The organism is uncultured Adlercreutzia sp., from assembly GCA_910585575.1.
GTDB lineage: Bacteria > Actinomycetota > Coriobacteriia > Coriobacteriales > Eggerthellaceae > Adlercreutzia.
Genome location: CAJUFS010000025.1, coordinates 233 through 15,342 on the forward strand (window position 1 = coordinate 233; position 15,110 = coordinate 15,342).

Annotated in this window: 15 protein-coding genes; 14 read left to right on the plus strand and 1 reads right to left on the minus strand. The window is 62.3% G+C overall.

Translation table 11 applies throughout. The features are described 5' to 3' along the window. Positions 1-34 precede the first annotated feature (34 nt). The 6 genes from QZ307_RS04875 to moaC all read left to right on the plus strand — a co-directional run bounded on the left by QZ307_RS04875 (position 35) and on the right by moaC (position 6,400). Positions 35-811, plus strand: a complete 777-nt coding sequence (locus tag QZ307_RS04875) for an acetamidase/formamidase family protein (RefSeq protein ID WP_295996661.1) — start codon at positions 35-37, stop codon at positions 809-811. Positions 812-1,004: 193 nt separating this feature from the next. Then, entirely contained in the window at positions 1,005-1,934 is a 930-nt protein-coding gene (locus QZ307_RS04880) for an extracellular solute-binding protein (protein ID WP_295996663.1), read from the plus strand. A gap of 161 nt (positions 1,935-2,095) precedes the next feature. Further along, positions 2,096-3,580, plus strand: a complete 1,485-nt coding sequence (modB, locus tag QZ307_RS04885) for a molybdate ABC transporter permease subunit (protein WP_295996665.1) — start codon at positions 2,096-2,098, stop codon at positions 3,578-3,580. Then, positions 3,577-4,683, plus strand: a complete 1,107-nt coding sequence (locus tag QZ307_RS04890; RefSeq protein WP_295996669.1) for an ATP-binding cassette domain-containing protein — start codon at positions 3,577-3,579, stop codon at positions 4,681-4,683. Before modB ends, QZ307_RS04890 begins: the two co-directional genes overlap by 4 nt. A 211-nt stretch (positions 4,684-4,894) precedes the next feature. Continuing rightward, the gene (gene moaA, locus QZ307_RS04895) at positions 4,895-5,896 is read left to right on the plus strand and encodes a GTP 3',8-cyclase MoaA (protein ID WP_295996671.1); all 1,002 of its coding nucleotides are present in this window, start codon (positions 4,895-4,897) and stop codon (positions 5,894-5,896) included. Then, a complete protein-coding gene (moaC, locus tag QZ307_RS04900; RefSeq protein WP_295996674.1) occupies positions 5,897-6,400 on the plus strand; it encodes a cyclic pyranopterin monophosphate synthase MoaC in 504 nt (167 codons plus the stop codon). Positions 6,401-6,527: 127 nt separating this feature from the next. On the opposite strand, the gene QZ307_RS04905 is transcribed toward moaC, so the two are convergent. Further along, positions 6,528-8,315: an FAD-dependent oxidoreductase gene (locus QZ307_RS04905; RefSeq protein ID WP_295996677.1), complete on the minus strand. Its 1,788-nt coding sequence runs from the start codon at positions 8,313-8,315 to the stop codon at positions 6,528-6,530. A gap of 273 nt (positions 8,316-8,588) precedes the next feature. Here QZ307_RS04905 and QZ307_RS04910 point away from each other — a divergent pair, with 273 nt between their 5' ends. The 8 genes from QZ307_RS04910 (at position 8,589) to QZ307_RS04945 (ending at position 15,072) form a co-directional block, all read left to right on the plus strand. Beyond that, on the plus strand, positions 8,589-10,103 hold the full coding sequence (locus QZ307_RS04910) for a helix-turn-helix transcriptional regulator (protein WP_295996680.1): 1,515 nt from the start codon (positions 8,589-8,591) through the stop codon (positions 10,101-10,103). A 116-nt stretch (positions 10,104-10,219) separates the two neighbouring features. Beyond that, entirely contained in the window at positions 10,220-11,020 is an 801-nt protein-coding gene (locus QZ307_RS04915) for a YebC/PmpR family DNA-binding transcriptional regulator (protein WP_295996683.1), read from the plus strand. 206 nt (positions 11,021-11,226) lie between these two features. Beyond that, positions 11,227-12,027, plus strand: coding sequence for an SDR family NAD(P)-dependent oxidoreductase (locus QZ307_RS04920; RefSeq protein ID WP_295996685.1), 801 nt, complete (start codon positions 11,227-11,229; stop codon positions 12,025-12,027). Positions 12,028-12,085: 58 nt separating this feature from the next. Then, entirely contained in the window at positions 12,086-12,619 is a 534-nt protein-coding gene (gene ruvC, locus QZ307_RS04925) for a crossover junction endodeoxyribonuclease RuvC (RefSeq protein WP_295996687.1), read from the plus strand. After that, positions 12,616-13,212, plus strand: coding sequence for a Holliday junction branch migration protein RuvA (gene ruvA / locus QZ307_RS04930; protein ID WP_295996689.1), 597 nt, complete (start codon positions 12,616-12,618; stop codon positions 13,210-13,212). Before ruvC ends, ruvA begins: the two co-directional genes overlap by 4 nt. A gap of 7 nt (positions 13,213-13,219) precedes the next feature. Then, positions 13,220-14,290 (plus strand): Holliday junction branch migration DNA helicase RuvB, encoded by a 1,071-nt coding sequence (gene ruvB, locus QZ307_RS04935; RefSeq protein WP_295996692.1) that lies wholly within the window; start codon positions 13,220-13,222, stop codon positions 14,288-14,290. Positions 14,291-14,306: 16 nt separating this feature from the next. Continuing rightward, positions 14,307-14,726, plus strand: a complete 420-nt coding sequence (locus QZ307_RS04940) for a hypothetical protein (protein WP_295996695.1) — start codon at positions 14,307-14,309, stop codon at positions 14,724-14,726. 142 nt (positions 14,727-14,868) lie between these two features. After that, positions 14,869-15,072 (plus strand): cold-shock protein, encoded by a 204-nt coding sequence (locus QZ307_RS04945; RefSeq protein ID WP_275208187.1) that lies wholly within the window; start codon positions 14,869-14,871, stop codon positions 15,070-15,072. Positions 15,073-15,110 lie beyond the last annotated feature (38 nt).

A 15,110-nucleotide genomic window follows, 5' to 3' on the forward strand; every position in this document is an offset into this window, starting at 1 on the left:
GCGCATTCGTACCAAAGACTGCTTCGGTAATCAAGTGCAGCGTCCCGAAGACGAGCTCGACGAAATCGATTGGGATCACATCAATCCGGCAACGGGGCCCATCTATGTGGAGGGCGCGGTGCCTGGCGGTGCGCTGAAGGTGACCATCGAGAACATCGAATTCGATGATCAGACGGCCTCGTGCACGGGCGAGGGCGAAGGCGTTTGCGGCGACCGCTTCGACGCTTGGAGCACCCATCTCTGTCAGATCGACGGAGACGAGCTGGTGTGGGATGAATCCTTGCGCATTCCTCTGCGCCCTATGATCGGCGTTATCGGTGTGGCGCCGGCCGGTGAGCCCGTTAATTGCGGAACACCGGGATCCCATGGCGGAAACATGGACAACACGGCTATTACTACGGGTGCGACGCTCTATTTCCCCGTGGCGGCGGAAGGCGCGCTTTTCGGGTGCGGCGACATGCACGCAGCCATGGGAGACGGCGAGATCAGCGTGTCCGGTGCGGAGGTGGCCGGGTACGCCACGGTGACCCTTACGGCGCTTCCTGACCTTGCTCTGACCGATCCCCTTATTGAGAACGACACTCATCTGGGCGTGATTGCCTCGGCTGAAAGCCTCGATGCTGCCGCCGATCGTGCGGTGCACGAGATGGTGGATCTGATCTGTGATCGCACGGGCAAAGATGCCGCTGAGGTGGTTATGCTGCTGTCGCTGGTAGCCGATGTTCAGATATGCCAGATGGTGGATCCCGAGAAAACCGTGCGCTTTATGGTGCCCAAGTATGTGCTGGAGGCGCTGGGATTCTCGCTGTAAGTGCGTTTCGCAGGTTGGAGTACAAGCTCTCGCGCTAAGTAAGGAGAGCGGAGGTCTTGCAAAAGGGCGGTGGCTGAGAGCTGCTGCCCTTTTATTCTCTTTTGAGATAAATTGCCTTGCGTGAATATATAAGGACCGCTATTATAATTCTTGTATTATTTCTGATATAGAATAACCATAAGGGAGGATACTGATGCGCAAGGGAATGAAAGTGATCGCTGCAGCGGGTCTGTTGGCCTTGAGCTTGGCGTTCTTTGGCTGTGCCTCAACGGATGGAGCCAGCGATCAAGAGTCGGCAAAGTCAGAACCGACGTCTGAGACTCCAGCGACCGCTGCTGCCGATGCCGATGCCGATGCTTCTGGCGAAGAGGTAGAGCTGCAGATCTTTGCTGCTAACTCGCTTACGAAGGCCATGGCTGAGGCGCAGGAGCTGTACACCCAGCAGCATCCTAACGTCACGTTCGGCGATACTCAGTACGAGGCTTCGGGGACGCTCAACGAGATGCTCGGTGCTGGTCAGTACGCCGACATTCTGATCACCGCCTCCAAGGGCACTATGGATGATGCCGTCGAGGCCGGCTATGTGAAGTCTGACACGAACCGCACCATGTTTACCAACCAGTTGGTAGTGGTAACTAAGGAAGGCGGCGATCTGGCTAACACCGATGTCACGCTCGAAGATATCGCTGCTGGCAAGTACACGCTTTCGGTGGGCGATGAGAACGTGCCGGCGGGCAACTATGCTGCTCAGTCCCTTTCGACGGTAGGCGCTTACACTGAGCCTGATGGCGCTACGGGCGCTGATGCTACGGGCAAGGGGGGCACCTGGTCCTCCACGCTGGAGCCGAAGATCACCTTCGGCGCCAAGGTGGGCGATGTATGCAAGTACGCTGAGACCGGCGAGGTGGACATTGCCATGGTCTATACCTCCGATGTGTACCGCATGGGCGGCGTGTCCATCTGCTCCATTGTGCCCGACGACACCCACAAGGCCATTACCTATCCTGGCGCGGTATGCACGGACAGCAAGAACGCCGAAGCTGCTGCCGACTTCCTGGAGTGGTGCATGACCGACGAGGATTGCGCTAAAATTTGGCAGGAGTGGGGCTTCGAGATGGCCTAGGCCATTCCGAGAGATTCTCAAGAGGGAATGAGATGACGGGCGAAGCATGGCTTCGCCCGTCTTGTCTATGAAGGATGCGGGACATGGAGACAAAGGGCCTCAAACAGAAAGGCGCCTGGCGGTTCACGTTAGGAGTTCGTGCAATAGGCGCGGCTCTTTTTATGGCAGCCATCGTGCTGCTCGCCGGCTATGGCGTCGCCGAGCGCGCTTTTGCCGCTCCTGCCGAATCTCAGCCGGTTTCGGCGGAGGAGCTCGATGTGGCAGCCCTTGCTGAGAGCGGTGAGGTCGATGTGTCGGCTGATGGCGACGCGGCTCGGTTGAGTACGGTTCCGTGGGCTGTAGAGGGATTCTCGCGCTCCCAGACGGGCTCCAATCGAGCTATCGACGACGTGTACTATGGCTATACCTATCGCATCGACAGCCCCGATATGGCTATGGTGGTGAATACCGCGGACTATGCCGTTGTCTACGCCCCTGAGGGTCTATGCTCATCCCTTGGTGTTGACCTGGAGGCCAGGGAGGATCGCCAGCAGCTGCTGAGCATGATCCTGCCCCTCGACAAGGGTCTTTCCAAGGGAAGTACTACGCTGGAGCGGCAGCAAACCTGGTATTTCACCCAGCAGCCAAGCTTGACCATCGGCGACGTCTTCTATGAGTTCGGCCGTGAGCTTAAGGAAGGCTACTTCTACGTGGTTATCGCAGGGGCAACCGAGGACATCGACGTAAAGGAAACCGTTCAGCCGGCGCAGATGGACAGCTTCTTGCTGGTTGATGCGGAAAGCGCCGTCATAGCCGAGGCCGGTACGCCCCTGGAGCAGCTGGGTGAATTCCTGGCGACGATGGACTACTCGCCTTTGTGGGTCACGCTGAAAACCTGTGGCGTGGCCATCGTCTTCGTCTTCTTCCTTGGATTGGCGGCAGCTTACTTCACCATGCGCATATCGAAGCGCGCTCAGGACATTTTCGATACGGTGTTTACTATTCCCATGGTATTGCCTCCTACGGTGTGCGGCTTTCTGCTGCTGATGCTGCTGGGGCGCAACACCGCCTTTGGGCAGTTCTTCCAGGAGATTGGTTTTCCCCTGGTGTTCAGCTGGCAGGCGACGGTCATTGCCGCGGTGGTGGTGGCCTTTCCCCTTATGTACCGCAGTGCGCGCGGCGCCTTCGAGAGCCTTGATCCCAACATGCTTGATGCGGCCCGCACGCTGGGATGGTCCAATGCGCGCATATTCCGCAAACTGATGCTGCCCCTGGCCTGGTCGTCCATTGCCTCGGGCACGGTGCTGGCCTTTGCCCGCGCCCTAGGCGAGTTCGGTTGCACGCTCTTTCTTGCGGGCAACCAGTTGGGCAGCACGCGCACCATCCCCATTGCCATTTACTTCGAATGGATGAACGGCAATCAGGCGGCCACGTGGTTCTGGACCATTGTGCTGATCATCTTCAGCTTCCTGGTTATTCTGTTCATCAACGTATGGAGTCGTCATACAACGCGGTACCGCGAGAAGGCTCCGCGATCCGACGGTCGCTCGCCGAAGCCGCGGCGCCATGGTCGTCATGGCGGGGGCAGGCAAGAAGGCAGCTCCGATGGTCTTGAGAAGGCGGAACTGGCGGCTATGGGCGCCAGCGCCGAAGGAGGTGCCCGATGAGCCTGCAAGTGGATATTCGGAAGAGCTTCGGCGACTATACCCTGGACGTGGCCTTTGAGGCCGGCGATGAGACCCTGGGCTTTCTGGGGGCATCGGGCTGTGGCAAGAGCCTTACTCTGCGCTGCATTGCCGGCATTGAAACACCCGACGAGGGTCGCATTGTCGTGAATGGCAAGGTCTTCTTCGACTCGGAAGAGCGCATCAACCTGACGCCGCAACAGCGCAAGACGGCACTGCTCTTCCAGAATTACATGCTCTTCCCCAACTTGACGGTGGCCGATAACGTGGCGGCGGGAATTGGCCGCGAAGCGTCAAAGGAGGAGCGGGCGGCCATTGTGGCACGCGAGCTGGACCGATTCGGTCTGCGCGGGTTCGGCCAGCGTTATCCGGCTCAGTTGTCGGGTGGCCAGCAGCAGCGGGTGGCCCTGGCGCGCATGCTGGCGGCGAGTCCGGGTATTCTCATGCTCGACGAGCCGTTCAGTGCGCTGGATGCCCACTTGAAGGGTGTGCTCGAGCAGAACTTGGTGAGCCTCTTCGAGGCCTATAAGGGCACCATTCTCTACGTGAGTCACGATATTGACGAGTCCCTGCGCTTCTGCGACCGCATTGCCGTGGTGGACGCGGGGCGTATTGTGGAAGAGGGCACGGGCGACGAACTGGTGAACCATCCCCAGTCGGTGGCGGGGCTCAAGCTTTCGGGTTGCAAGAATGCCACGCCCGCGCGGAGGGTGGACGAGCGCTGCGTCGAGCTGCCGCAGTGGGGCATTCGCGTGCAGACCGAAACGCTGGTGCCGGCGGATGTGAAGTGCCTGGGCGTGCGCGCCTTCTATCTGGAGCGCGCCGACGGACCGGGCGAGAACTGCTACCGTATGAGAGTAGATCGCGTGAGCGATTCCCGCTTCGAGCGCACGGCGCTCCTGGGTTTCGTGGACCGCCCCTATGCTGAAAAACAGGCGGTTGATTTCGACGATAACGAAATGAGTTACTTGCACCAGCATGCCTTCTGGCGCATTTCGAAGCACACGGACAAGGTTTTGCCTCGCGAGGGCGACGAACTGTGGATTCGTATCCCCCCTGACAAGGTGTACTTAGTGACCCATTGAGTGTCCGGCAGGAAGGGCGGGGCGCAGGCGGAGTGAGGGCCTCGAACTGTCGCGGGTCCCGAAACCAGAAGGACGGATGCGCAGCAAAGGGGATGGGAAAGTCCCACAGCTTATTGAGGGTTATATGCCGTCGTGTATAATACCTCCCAAGCAATGAGGCTCCCCAGGGGAGCATGAGAGGCCGGCCCTGGGGCCATGCCGAGGGGGAGCTATGAAAGACTCGCATGGGCGGGTAATCGATTACCTGCGTATTTCTCTGACGGATCGGTGCAACTTCCGATGCGTGTACTGCATGCCCGAAGAGGGCGTCTGCGCTATGAGCCACGAGGAGATTCTGCGTCTCGAGGAAATCGAGCGCTTGGTCAAGGTGGCCGCGGGCTTGGGTATTCGAAGCGTGCGCCTGACCGGTGGCGAGCCTCTGGTGCGCAAGGGCGTGGTCGATCTGGTTGATGCCATCACGAAGATCGATGGCATCGAAAACGTGTCCATGACCACCAACGGGGTGCTTCTGCCCCGCATGATCGACGACTTAAAGGCGGCGGGGCTCTCTCGCGTGAATATCTCGTTGGACACCCTCGACGCTGATCAATTCCGCGCTATCACACGCGTGGGCAACCTTGAGGATACGCTGGCTGGTATCGACGCCGCACTGGAGGCGGGACTCAATCCCGTCAAGGTAAACGCCGTGACCGTGCGCAGCCTGGACCAGGATTTCCTGGCTTTTGCGAAGATGTCCATCGGTCGCCCCCTGCACATGCGGTTTATCGAGTACATGCCCGTGGGCGATACCAGCGAAGAGGGGGGCACCGGCTGGGGCAAGCAGGACGTCATTCCCTCCGAAGAGTTGTTCGACACCATTAACAAACAGGCGCGCGAGGCCGGTTTGCCCGAGCTGCGGCCTGCGGGTACTTCGAAGCCGCTGGGCTGGGGCCCGGCCCGCTATTTCGAGTTCCCCGACGCCCAGGGCACCGTGGGCTTTATCAGCCCTTTGTCGCGCCACTTCTGCGCCGAATGCAACCGCCTGCGCGTGACCGCCGATGGCAAAGTGCGCCCCTGTCTGTTCTCGGACACTGAGTACGACGTACGAAGCGCCTTGCGCGAGGGCAGCGACGCGGCCGTGCGCGATGTGCTTTTGGAGGCGCTGGGCGCCAAGCCTGACGAGCACCACGACAAAGTAGGCACCGAGAGAAATATGTCTCAGATCGGAGGATAGATGAGCGAATCGCTGACCCATATCGATGAAAAGGGCGATGTGCGCATGGTGGACGTGTCGCAGAAGGCTGACACGGAGCGCGTGGCCGTGGCCGAGGGCTTCATCTCTATGAAGCCGGAAACACTCGACCTTATTGCCAGCGGCACGGCGAAGAAGGGCGATGTGCTTGCCTGCGCCCGCGTGGCCGGCGTCATGGCCGCCAAGAAGACGAGCGACCTTATTCCCATGTGCCACCCGCTGAACATCACCAAGGCGAAGGTGGAGTGCACGCCGGTGTTCGAGGGCGAGCGTGAGGACGGCCGCGTGGGTATTCACGTGACCACTACGTGCGGCGTGACGGGCAAGACGGGCATCGAAATGGAGGCGCTGACGGCGGCCTCCGTGGCGTGTCTGACGGTGTACGACATGTGTAAAGCGGTAGACCGCGGCATGGAGATAACCGATGTGCGCCTGCTGAAGAAAGACGGCGGCAAGACCGGGCTTTGGCTGCGGGAAGAGGCCTAGTCGCTTTTCTTCGCACAGAAAAAGCCCCCGGCCAGGGAGGGATGGGCCGGGGGCTTTATAGTTGTCTGCGGGGGAGGGGAGAGGCCCCGCAGCGGAAGTGGCTTGAGAGCCGATGGGGCCGTGGAGGCTAGCCGAGGAACTTCGCCACGGACTTGCCGCACTCGCGGCCGAGCACCAGGGCGAAGGCCAGGGACACACCCGGGATGGGGGTGATGTACTCGGTGCCGAAGCGGCGGCCGCAGTCGTTGCCGGACACGTACAGGCCGGGGATGGGCTCGTAGTTGGCATCGAGGGCGTTCTGCTCGCCGTCGGTGATGATACCGCCCATGGTGACCATGGTCTCGCCGAGCACCGGATCGAAGGTGCAGGCGTAGAAGGGGCCGTCCTTCACGGGGAACAGCACTTCCTTGGCGCGGCCGAACTCCTCGTCGACGCCGGCCTCGCAGTAGCCGTTGTAGCGCTCGATCTGCGCCACGAACTCAGTTGCGGCGTCGCCGGTGAGGCCGAGCTGGCTGGCCAGGCCCTCCAGGGTGTCGTCGGCGATGTACTCCACCTCGGTCATGGGGCCGTGGCCGCCTTCTTCCTCGCCGGTGGACTCGGGCTCCTCGTAGGTGCCCTTGAACTTCGCGTAGGCCTTGTCCATGGCCTCGCGCAAGGCGGCGATGTTCTCCTCGCTGGCGGTGAAGCCGGCGTGCTGGGGCAGCGTGTACTGGCGGTACTCGGTGAAGTTGTTGTCGAGCACGGCGTACTTCGTCTTGCGGCTCATGAAGACGGTCTGGTAGCCGCGCTGCTCGGAGGTGGGGTAGTACTCGTTGCAGAAGCGCTTGCCGGCCTCGTCGATCCAGACGGCCTGGGGCAGGCAGTTCATCTTGCCGGGCACCGACAGGCCCTTCATGTTCATGCCGGGGATGGGCGTGGTCTCCAGGTGCGCGCCGGCCCAGTAGGCCATCTGCACGCCGCGGCCGTCGTTGGCCGACATGGAGGTGAGGGCGTCGTCGCCCGTGAGCGCCTGGGCCATATCGGGCATGAAGTAGGCCATCATATCGGGGTTGCCACCCATGCCGCCGCAGGCCAGCACCACGGCCTTGCAGTTGAACTTCAGATAGCCGCTCTCGTTCTGGGCGACCATGCCGGCCACGGCGCCGTTATCCATGATGACGTACTCGGCGGTGGTGCCGAAGCGGAACTCGGCGCCGTTCTTCTCGGCGGCCGCCTGGTTGGTCATCTGGATCTTCGTCTGGTTGCACTCGCCGTAGAACGAGCACACGCTCGGCCAGAACTTGATGCCCGAGAGCTCGGAGAGCTGGTGCTCGGTGGGCGGGAAGAACGCCGTGGTCATGGTGGCGAAGTCCTCCTCGGTAAGCTGGTCGAGGTACCAGTTGGAGTTCTCCTCGGAGTTCTGGGCGAATTTCATGACCAGGCTGGGGTTGGGCATGTTGGCCGTGATCTTCATGAAGTTCTGGTAGAACTCCACCGGCTCGATGTGCGGCACGCCGCGTTCCTGCAGGATCTTTGCGTTCAGGGCGGCGAACTCGTTGCCCGTGGCGGCATAGGTGTCCTCGGGCTGCTTCTCGACGAGCACGACCTTCTTCCCCTGCTCGGCCAGTTCGCGGCAGGCGGTGATGCCGGCGAAGCCATGGCCGGCCACGACCACGTCGCAGTCGATCTCCTCGACGAAGTCGGTCACCTCGGCCGGCGGCGTCATCCAGCTTGTGTCGGTGACGTTGTGGATGTGCACGTCGCTGGCAACGGGCTGGCCGTTCGCCGCGCCGCCCTCAGTACCCGTGCTGCTCGACGAGCTGGCGCCCGAAGGGCTGCAGCCCGCCAGACCCGCCACGCCGGCGGCCATGGCGGCCGTGGCGCCCAGGCCCAAAAACGAGCGGCGAGAAATCCCCTGCGTCGTTGTCTTGCTCATAATCCCTTACCTCCCTGTGTTTCGGAGTTTCCTTTCTTCGCGCCGCCTCGTTGCGGCGCTGACTGCATCCTAGGGATCGCAAGGGGGCGCGAGGAATCGTCGGGCTGGGGTATATTGGCGTTTCTGTCCCTCGCGGAAATGGGGGAGATTTCCCTCAAGGCCTGTTCAGGAAGGGCTTGAGATCATTTTTATGCGGGTGTCGCCTGCGCGCGGCTCGGGCATCCGATATACTTGCAGACGAAACGCTGCGCGATGGACAGGGAGGGCCGGACGGTGCAGATTTCAAAGTACTTCAGGCCTGAGGCGCTGCTGCTGACGGCCTTCTTGGCGACGTTGCCCATTTACGCCCCCAATCAGCTGCTCTTCAGCACGGAACTCACCGGTTCGCCGGTGTTCATGGCGCCCTTTGCCAATACGCTTCTCGGCGGCACGGTGGCATGGGGAACGCTCGTGGCCATTCTGTCGGTGCGCCGTGGCGATCGGCTGGTTCTTTCCCGCGGGGCCGTCGGCGTGGCCTCGATTGCCTACCTCGCGGGCTACGCTTTGTTGATTGCCTGCGTGGCCGTGGAAGGGTGCGCCACGCCGGTGGCGGCCGTGGCGGCCGGTGCGCTCCTGGCGTTCGCCTCGGTGGTTCTGGCCGTGGCGTGGGGCGTGTACATGGCGCAGTTCAGCCTGCGCTGGGCTCTGCTGTGGGTGGCGATCATGGTGGGGGCGGCGGCTCTTATGGAGCTTCTGCTGTCGGCGGTAACCTTCGCCGTGGGCGCTCTGGTGTTCTGCCTGCTGCTGCCTTTGGCCTGCGCGCTTCCCTACTGGCTGGCCTGGCATGGGGGAGCGGAAGGGCTCAACGCGCCCGATGCGTCCGGCGCGTCGGGCGGAGAAGGGGAGGGCGAAGGCGCGTTGCTCTCAGAGCGCCCTCCTTTGGCGGCCGGTGCCTCCGGAGCTGCCGGCGAATCGGCGGCGAAGCCCCTGCGCGTGCGGCTTGGCGCCATGGCCTCGATGGTGGCGATGCCCTTTGTGGGCCTTATGGTGTTTGCGTTCATGATGGGCACGCGTAAATTCGTGCTCTTCGATGTGGTGCATATGGAGGTGCTCGGCTGCGCCTTGGGCGCGGTAGCCGTGGTGCCGTTGTGCCTGTTCGGCTCCAAGCGCCCGCTCATGCCGCTTATTTACCGGCTCTTGCTTCCCTTGGCGTGCCTGGTGCTGATCGTGTTGAATGCCTTCCCCGGCGGTACGCCGCCTCTGTGGCTGGCGGGTTGGATGACCTATCCCTTCTATGGCGCCGTGGCCATTCTTGCCTTGGCGGGACTGTGCGCCGTTGCCCATGCCGGCGAGTTTCCGCCCGGCCTGGTTTACGGGGCAGCCCTTGCGGGGTTCGCCGCCTGCTCGCTCCTTGGCGTAGCGGCTGCTGGATGGGAGCCCTTCAAAGCGGAAGGAGGAGGTCCTGCGCTGCTGGTGGTAAGCACCTTGTACTTCGCCTATATGCTGGCTTCGGCGCTGATTTCCCCGTGGCGCCGACGCGATGTGGAGGATGAGGGCACGGCCGAGGTCGACGGAGCGGCCGCGGGCGCGCTCGATGTGGCGGCCCGCTGCGAGACCTTGGCCGACGAGTGCGGGCTTACGCCGCGCGAGCGCGAGATCTTCGGGTATCTGGGACGCGGCCACGGCATTGCCTTCGTGGCGGACACCCTGGTCATTTCCGAGAGCACCGTGCGCACCCACGTGAAGAGCATCTACAAGAAGCTGGGCGTAGGCTCCCGCGAGGAACTGCTCGAGAAGGTGGACGCCTGAGCGCCCGAGCGCTTAGTTTTGGCGTTTTGCGGGGGGAGCGCAGTCGGTATTTCGCGAGAACAGCCCTTGTGGTACCATTAACCGCTGTTGTATTCGTATTTCGAAGGGACGTATTCATGTCAGGGCATTCTAAATGGGCAACAACTAAGCACCGCAAGGCCGCTCAGGACGCCAAGCGCTCGGCTTTGTTCTCGAAGCTGGCTCGTAACATCACGGTAGCCGCCAAGGAGGGCGGCGACCCGAACCCCGACAACAACGCTTCTCTGGCTGCGGCCATCGAGAAGGCCAAGGGCTACTCCATGCCCAAGGATAAAATCAAGACCGCTATCGACAAGGCTTTCGGTTCCGGCAAGGATGCCGCCAACTACGAGACGGTGGTCTACGAGGGCTATGGTCCGGCGGGCGTGGCCGTGCTGTGCGAGGCGCTGACCGATAACCGCAACCGCACCGCTGCCGACGTGCGCGCTGCCTTCTCCCATTCGGGCGGCAACCTGGGCACCTCGGGCTCTGTGGCGTTCCAGTTCGAGCGCAAGGGCCAGATTGTGGTGGCGAAGGAGGTCGAGACGGGCGACAAGAAGAACCCCGTCGGCCCCAACGGCGCTGCCGCCGATGAAGAAGAGTTCATGCTTGCCGTGGCCGAAGCCGGCGGCGACGACTACGAGGACGCCGACGAGGAGTGGGTGGTCACCACCGCACCGTCCGACCTTATGGCCGTCGTGAAGGCTTTGGAGGCCCAGGGCGTGCAGGTGAAGGGCGCCGAGCTCATCATGGTCCCCACCGCCCCCACCGAAGTTTCCGTGGCCGACGCCAAGAAGGTCATGCGCCTCATCGACAAGCTGGAGGAGCTGGAGGATCTGCAGGCGGTGTACCACACCATGGACATCACCGACGAGATCGCCGAGGCCCTGGACGAGTAACTCGTTTTTGCAGCTTTTGCCTGTTGAAGCCCCGAAGCTCAGCTTCGGGGCTTTTTTGCGCCAAGGGCGCGTTTCGTCGCCCTGCCTTTCGGGGCGGCCTGCGGCCACTTGCAACAGGATAGAAACATTTGCCGGCATCCTTCTGATAGGGTGGAGTGAAGCAAGTGCGCCGTTTCGGCGCTCGTGCATTGGACAAAGGAGGTACCATGGGTTTTTTGGAAGGTAAGACTGCCATTATCACCGGCGGTGGATTTGCGGCGCTGAAGGACGGCTCCGCTGGCTCCATTGGCTACGGCATTGCCACGGCCTACGCCAAGGAGGGCGCGAACCTGGTTATCACCGGCCGCAACGTGAAGAAGCTCGAAGAGGCGAAGGCCCGCCTGGAGGAGGCCTACGGCATCCAGGTGCTGCCCGTGGCCGCCGATGTGGCCGCCGGCACCGACAACAAGGCTACGGTGCAGAACGTCATCGACCAGGCCATCGAGAAGTTCGGCCGTATCGACGTGCTGGTGAACAACGCCCAGGCCTCGGCCTCCGGCGTCACCCTGGCCGATCACTCCACCGATCAGTTCGACCTGGCCATCTACTCGGGCCTGTATGCCACCTTCTACTATATGCAGGCGTGTTATCCGCACCTGAAGGAGACCAAGGGCTCGGTTATCAACTTCGCCTCGGGCGCCGGCTTGTTCGGCAACTACGGCCAGTGCGCCTACGCCGCTGCCAAGGAGGGCATCCGCGGTATGAGCCGCGTGGCCGCCACCGAGTGGGGCCCCGACGGCATCAACGTGAACGTGGTGTGCCCGCTGGCTTGGACCGCCGCGCTGGAGAACTTCCAGGAGCAGTACCCTGACGCCTTCGAGGCCAACGTGCACATGCCTCCCATGGGCCACTACGGCGATGTTGAAAAGGAGATCGGGCGTGTGGTGGTGCAGCTGGCCAACCCCGACTTCAAGTTCATGAGCGGCGAGACCCTTACCCTGGAAGGCGGCATGGGCCAGCGTCCGTAGGCCGCAGGACGCGAGCGGTTGTGCGGGATTCCGCTTGCAACCATCAAACATATGTTCTATGATAAGCCCCACGATTGAAAGTGGGGCTTTTCTTTTGGCTGGCAAAACACGCATCATACTGGGTATCGACCCCGGCCTAGCCCATACGGGCTGGGGCGTGGTCGAGCAGTGCGGCGCTTCCATGGGCTGCATTGCCTACGGCTGCGTGGCCACGCCGGCTTCCCAGCCTTTGGCCGAGCGCCTCATGAAAATCCACCATCAAATCGGTGCCGTGGTGCAGCGCTTCCAGCCGGAATGCGTCGGCATCGAAACGGTGTGGTTCGGCCAGAACATTACGGCGGCCTTTGCCACGGGGCAGGCCCGAGGCGCCGCCCTGGTGGCCTGCGCCGAAGGAGGCCTCACGGTGGGGGAGTACTCGCCCCGTCAAATCAAATTGGCCGTGGTGGGCGAGGGCTCAGCCGAGAAAGACCAGGTGCAGTACATGGTGCGTCATTTGCTGAGGCTCGATCGACCGCCCGAGCCCGATCACGCCGCCGATGCGCTGGCGGCGGCCATCTGCCATATCACTCACGAGAACGGAATGTTTGCATGATCGCCTTTTTGAAGGGGGCGGTGGCCGCCGCGCTGCCTCCCAGCACCGCCCTTATCGATGTCAACGGCGTGGGCTACAGCGTCGCCATGGCGCAATCGGCCCTGGCCAAGCTGCCCCCCGTGGGCGAGGACGTGCTCGTGCTCACCTATCTCTCCGTCACCGACAACGGGCTGGCACTGTACGGTTTTCTCACGGAAGAAGAGAAAGCCCTGTTCGAGCGCTTGGTGTCAGTGAGCAAGGTGGGGCCGAAAATGGCTCTGGCCGCCCTGTCCACCTACAGCCCCCGCGAGCTGGCCGATGCCGTGGCCGCCGGCGATGTGACTCGGGTATCGCATATTCCCGGCGTGGGCAAGAAAACCGCCGAGCGCATTATCCTCGAGCTTAAGGGCACGCTCGAGGCCAGCCTCGATTCGCTGTTCAGCGCCAGTACCGAAGCTCCGGCCGATGCCGTGGCCCTGCAGGGCGCCACGGAGGCGCTGCTGGCCATGGGCTTCACCTCGGCCGAAGCCGAGGTGGCTCTCAAAGGTGCTCCGGAGGGGGCAACGGAGGGCGCCCTGCTACAATATGCCCTGAAACGTTTGGGAAGCCGATAGGACGCACGTGGCATACGACTTGGACATAGAAGGCATCGGGTTTGTGGCCGAGCGCCCCGAGGGCGGCGCGGCCGATGGCCGCTCGCGCACGGTGGCGCCCACGTTCACCGAGGACGATCTCGAGCTTGATTTCTCTCTGCGCCCTAAGCGCTTAGAGGACTATCTGGGCCAAACAAAGGTGAAGGAGTCGCTGGGCATTATGATCCAGGCGGCCCAGGCCCGGGGCGATGTGGCCGACCATATCCTGTTCTCGGGCCCTCCGGGTCTGGGAAAAACCACCTTGGCCACGGTGGTGGCCAACGAGCTGGGCTCCTCCATCCGCACCACCTCGGGGCCGGCCATTGCCCGTACGGGCGACTTGGCGGCCATTCTCACCAATTTGGAAGAGGGCGATGTGCTCTTCATCGACGAGATTCATCGCCTGAATCGCATGGTCGAGGAAGTGCTCTACCCCGCCTTGGAAGACTTCGAGCTGGATATTGTCGTGGGCAAGGGCCCTGCCGCCCGCTCTATCCGTCTCGACTTGCCGCGCTTCACGCTTATCGGCGCCACCACCCGCACGGGCTTGCTCACAGGGCCTTTGCGCGATCGCTTCGGCGTGGCGTTCCGTCTGCAGTATTACACGCCCGAGGAGCTGGCCCTTATCGTGTGCCGCTCGGCGGGCATCCTCAACGTCGCCATCGATCAAGAAGGCGCCCTGGAAATCGCCCGGCGCAGCCGCGGCACGCCGCGTCTTGCCAACCGCCTGCTGAAACGGGTGCGCGATTGGGCCCAGGTGCGGGGCGACGGAGCTATCACCGAGGATGTAGCCGCCGAGGCCCTGACGTTTTTCGAAGTGGATCACCTGGGGCTCGACGCGGTGGACAACCGCTTGCTCGAGGTGCTCTGCGTGCAGTTCGGGGGCCGGCCCGTGGGCCTTACCACCTTGGCTTCGGCTCTGGCGGAAGACCCCGATACGGTGGAGGACGTCTATGAGCCTTACCTCATGCAGCAAGGCCTGATGATGCGCACGCCGAAAGGGCGGCAGGCCACGGCTCACGCGTGGGAGCACTTGGGCCTTACCCCGCCTGCGCTGTAACGCGAAAGGAACCAGTATGTTCGAGCAAGACTACCTCATGCGCATTATCGCGCAGCTTTTGGGCGCCATTCGCCGCTCCATGGAGCGGGCTTCCGGCGAGGACGATCCCGACGGAGCCGCTCAGATGCTCGATGCGGCTCTGGGCGAGGCCACCGATCTGGACGGCGAGGCACTGCTTTCCCTGGCGCCCGAATCCATGGCCCAGGTTCTGCAGATATCGGGAGTCGACCCTCATGTCACCGAGTACATTGCACGCAGCCTCTTGCTGTCTTCGCGCTATTACAACGAGGCCGGCAACGCCGAGGCGGCTGCCCTGCGCCATCGCCAGGCCTTCGCCCTGGCTGACGCCTTTGGCCATGCCCTGTCCGAAGAATCTGTTTCTGACGAGGAAATAGAGGCGCTTATTACCCAAGATGGCGGTTCTGACGGCATCTAGTGGAGAAACTTTTTTTCCGCGGAAATTGGGACAAAGTAGCGTATAGTGTCACCCGTGCCCTCGAGGTGAGGGCGAGTGTTGCCGCCATGCAGCACGCGTTATTACCTTTCCGGGAGACCGGAAAGAGGAAAGAGGATTTAAAATGGCGGAAGGTACTGTCAAGTGGTTCAACCCCGAGAAGGGTTACGGCTTCATCTCTCAGAACGACGGCGAGGATCTGTTCGTTCACTTCTCCGAGATCAAGATGAACGGCTTCAAGACCCTGAACGAGGGCGACGCGGTGACGTTCGAGGTGACCGAGGGTCAGAACGGCAAGCTGCAGGCCAGCAACGTGGAGCGTCTCTAAGCATTTAGAAACAAACCAAAGCAAAGCGGCCCGGAATT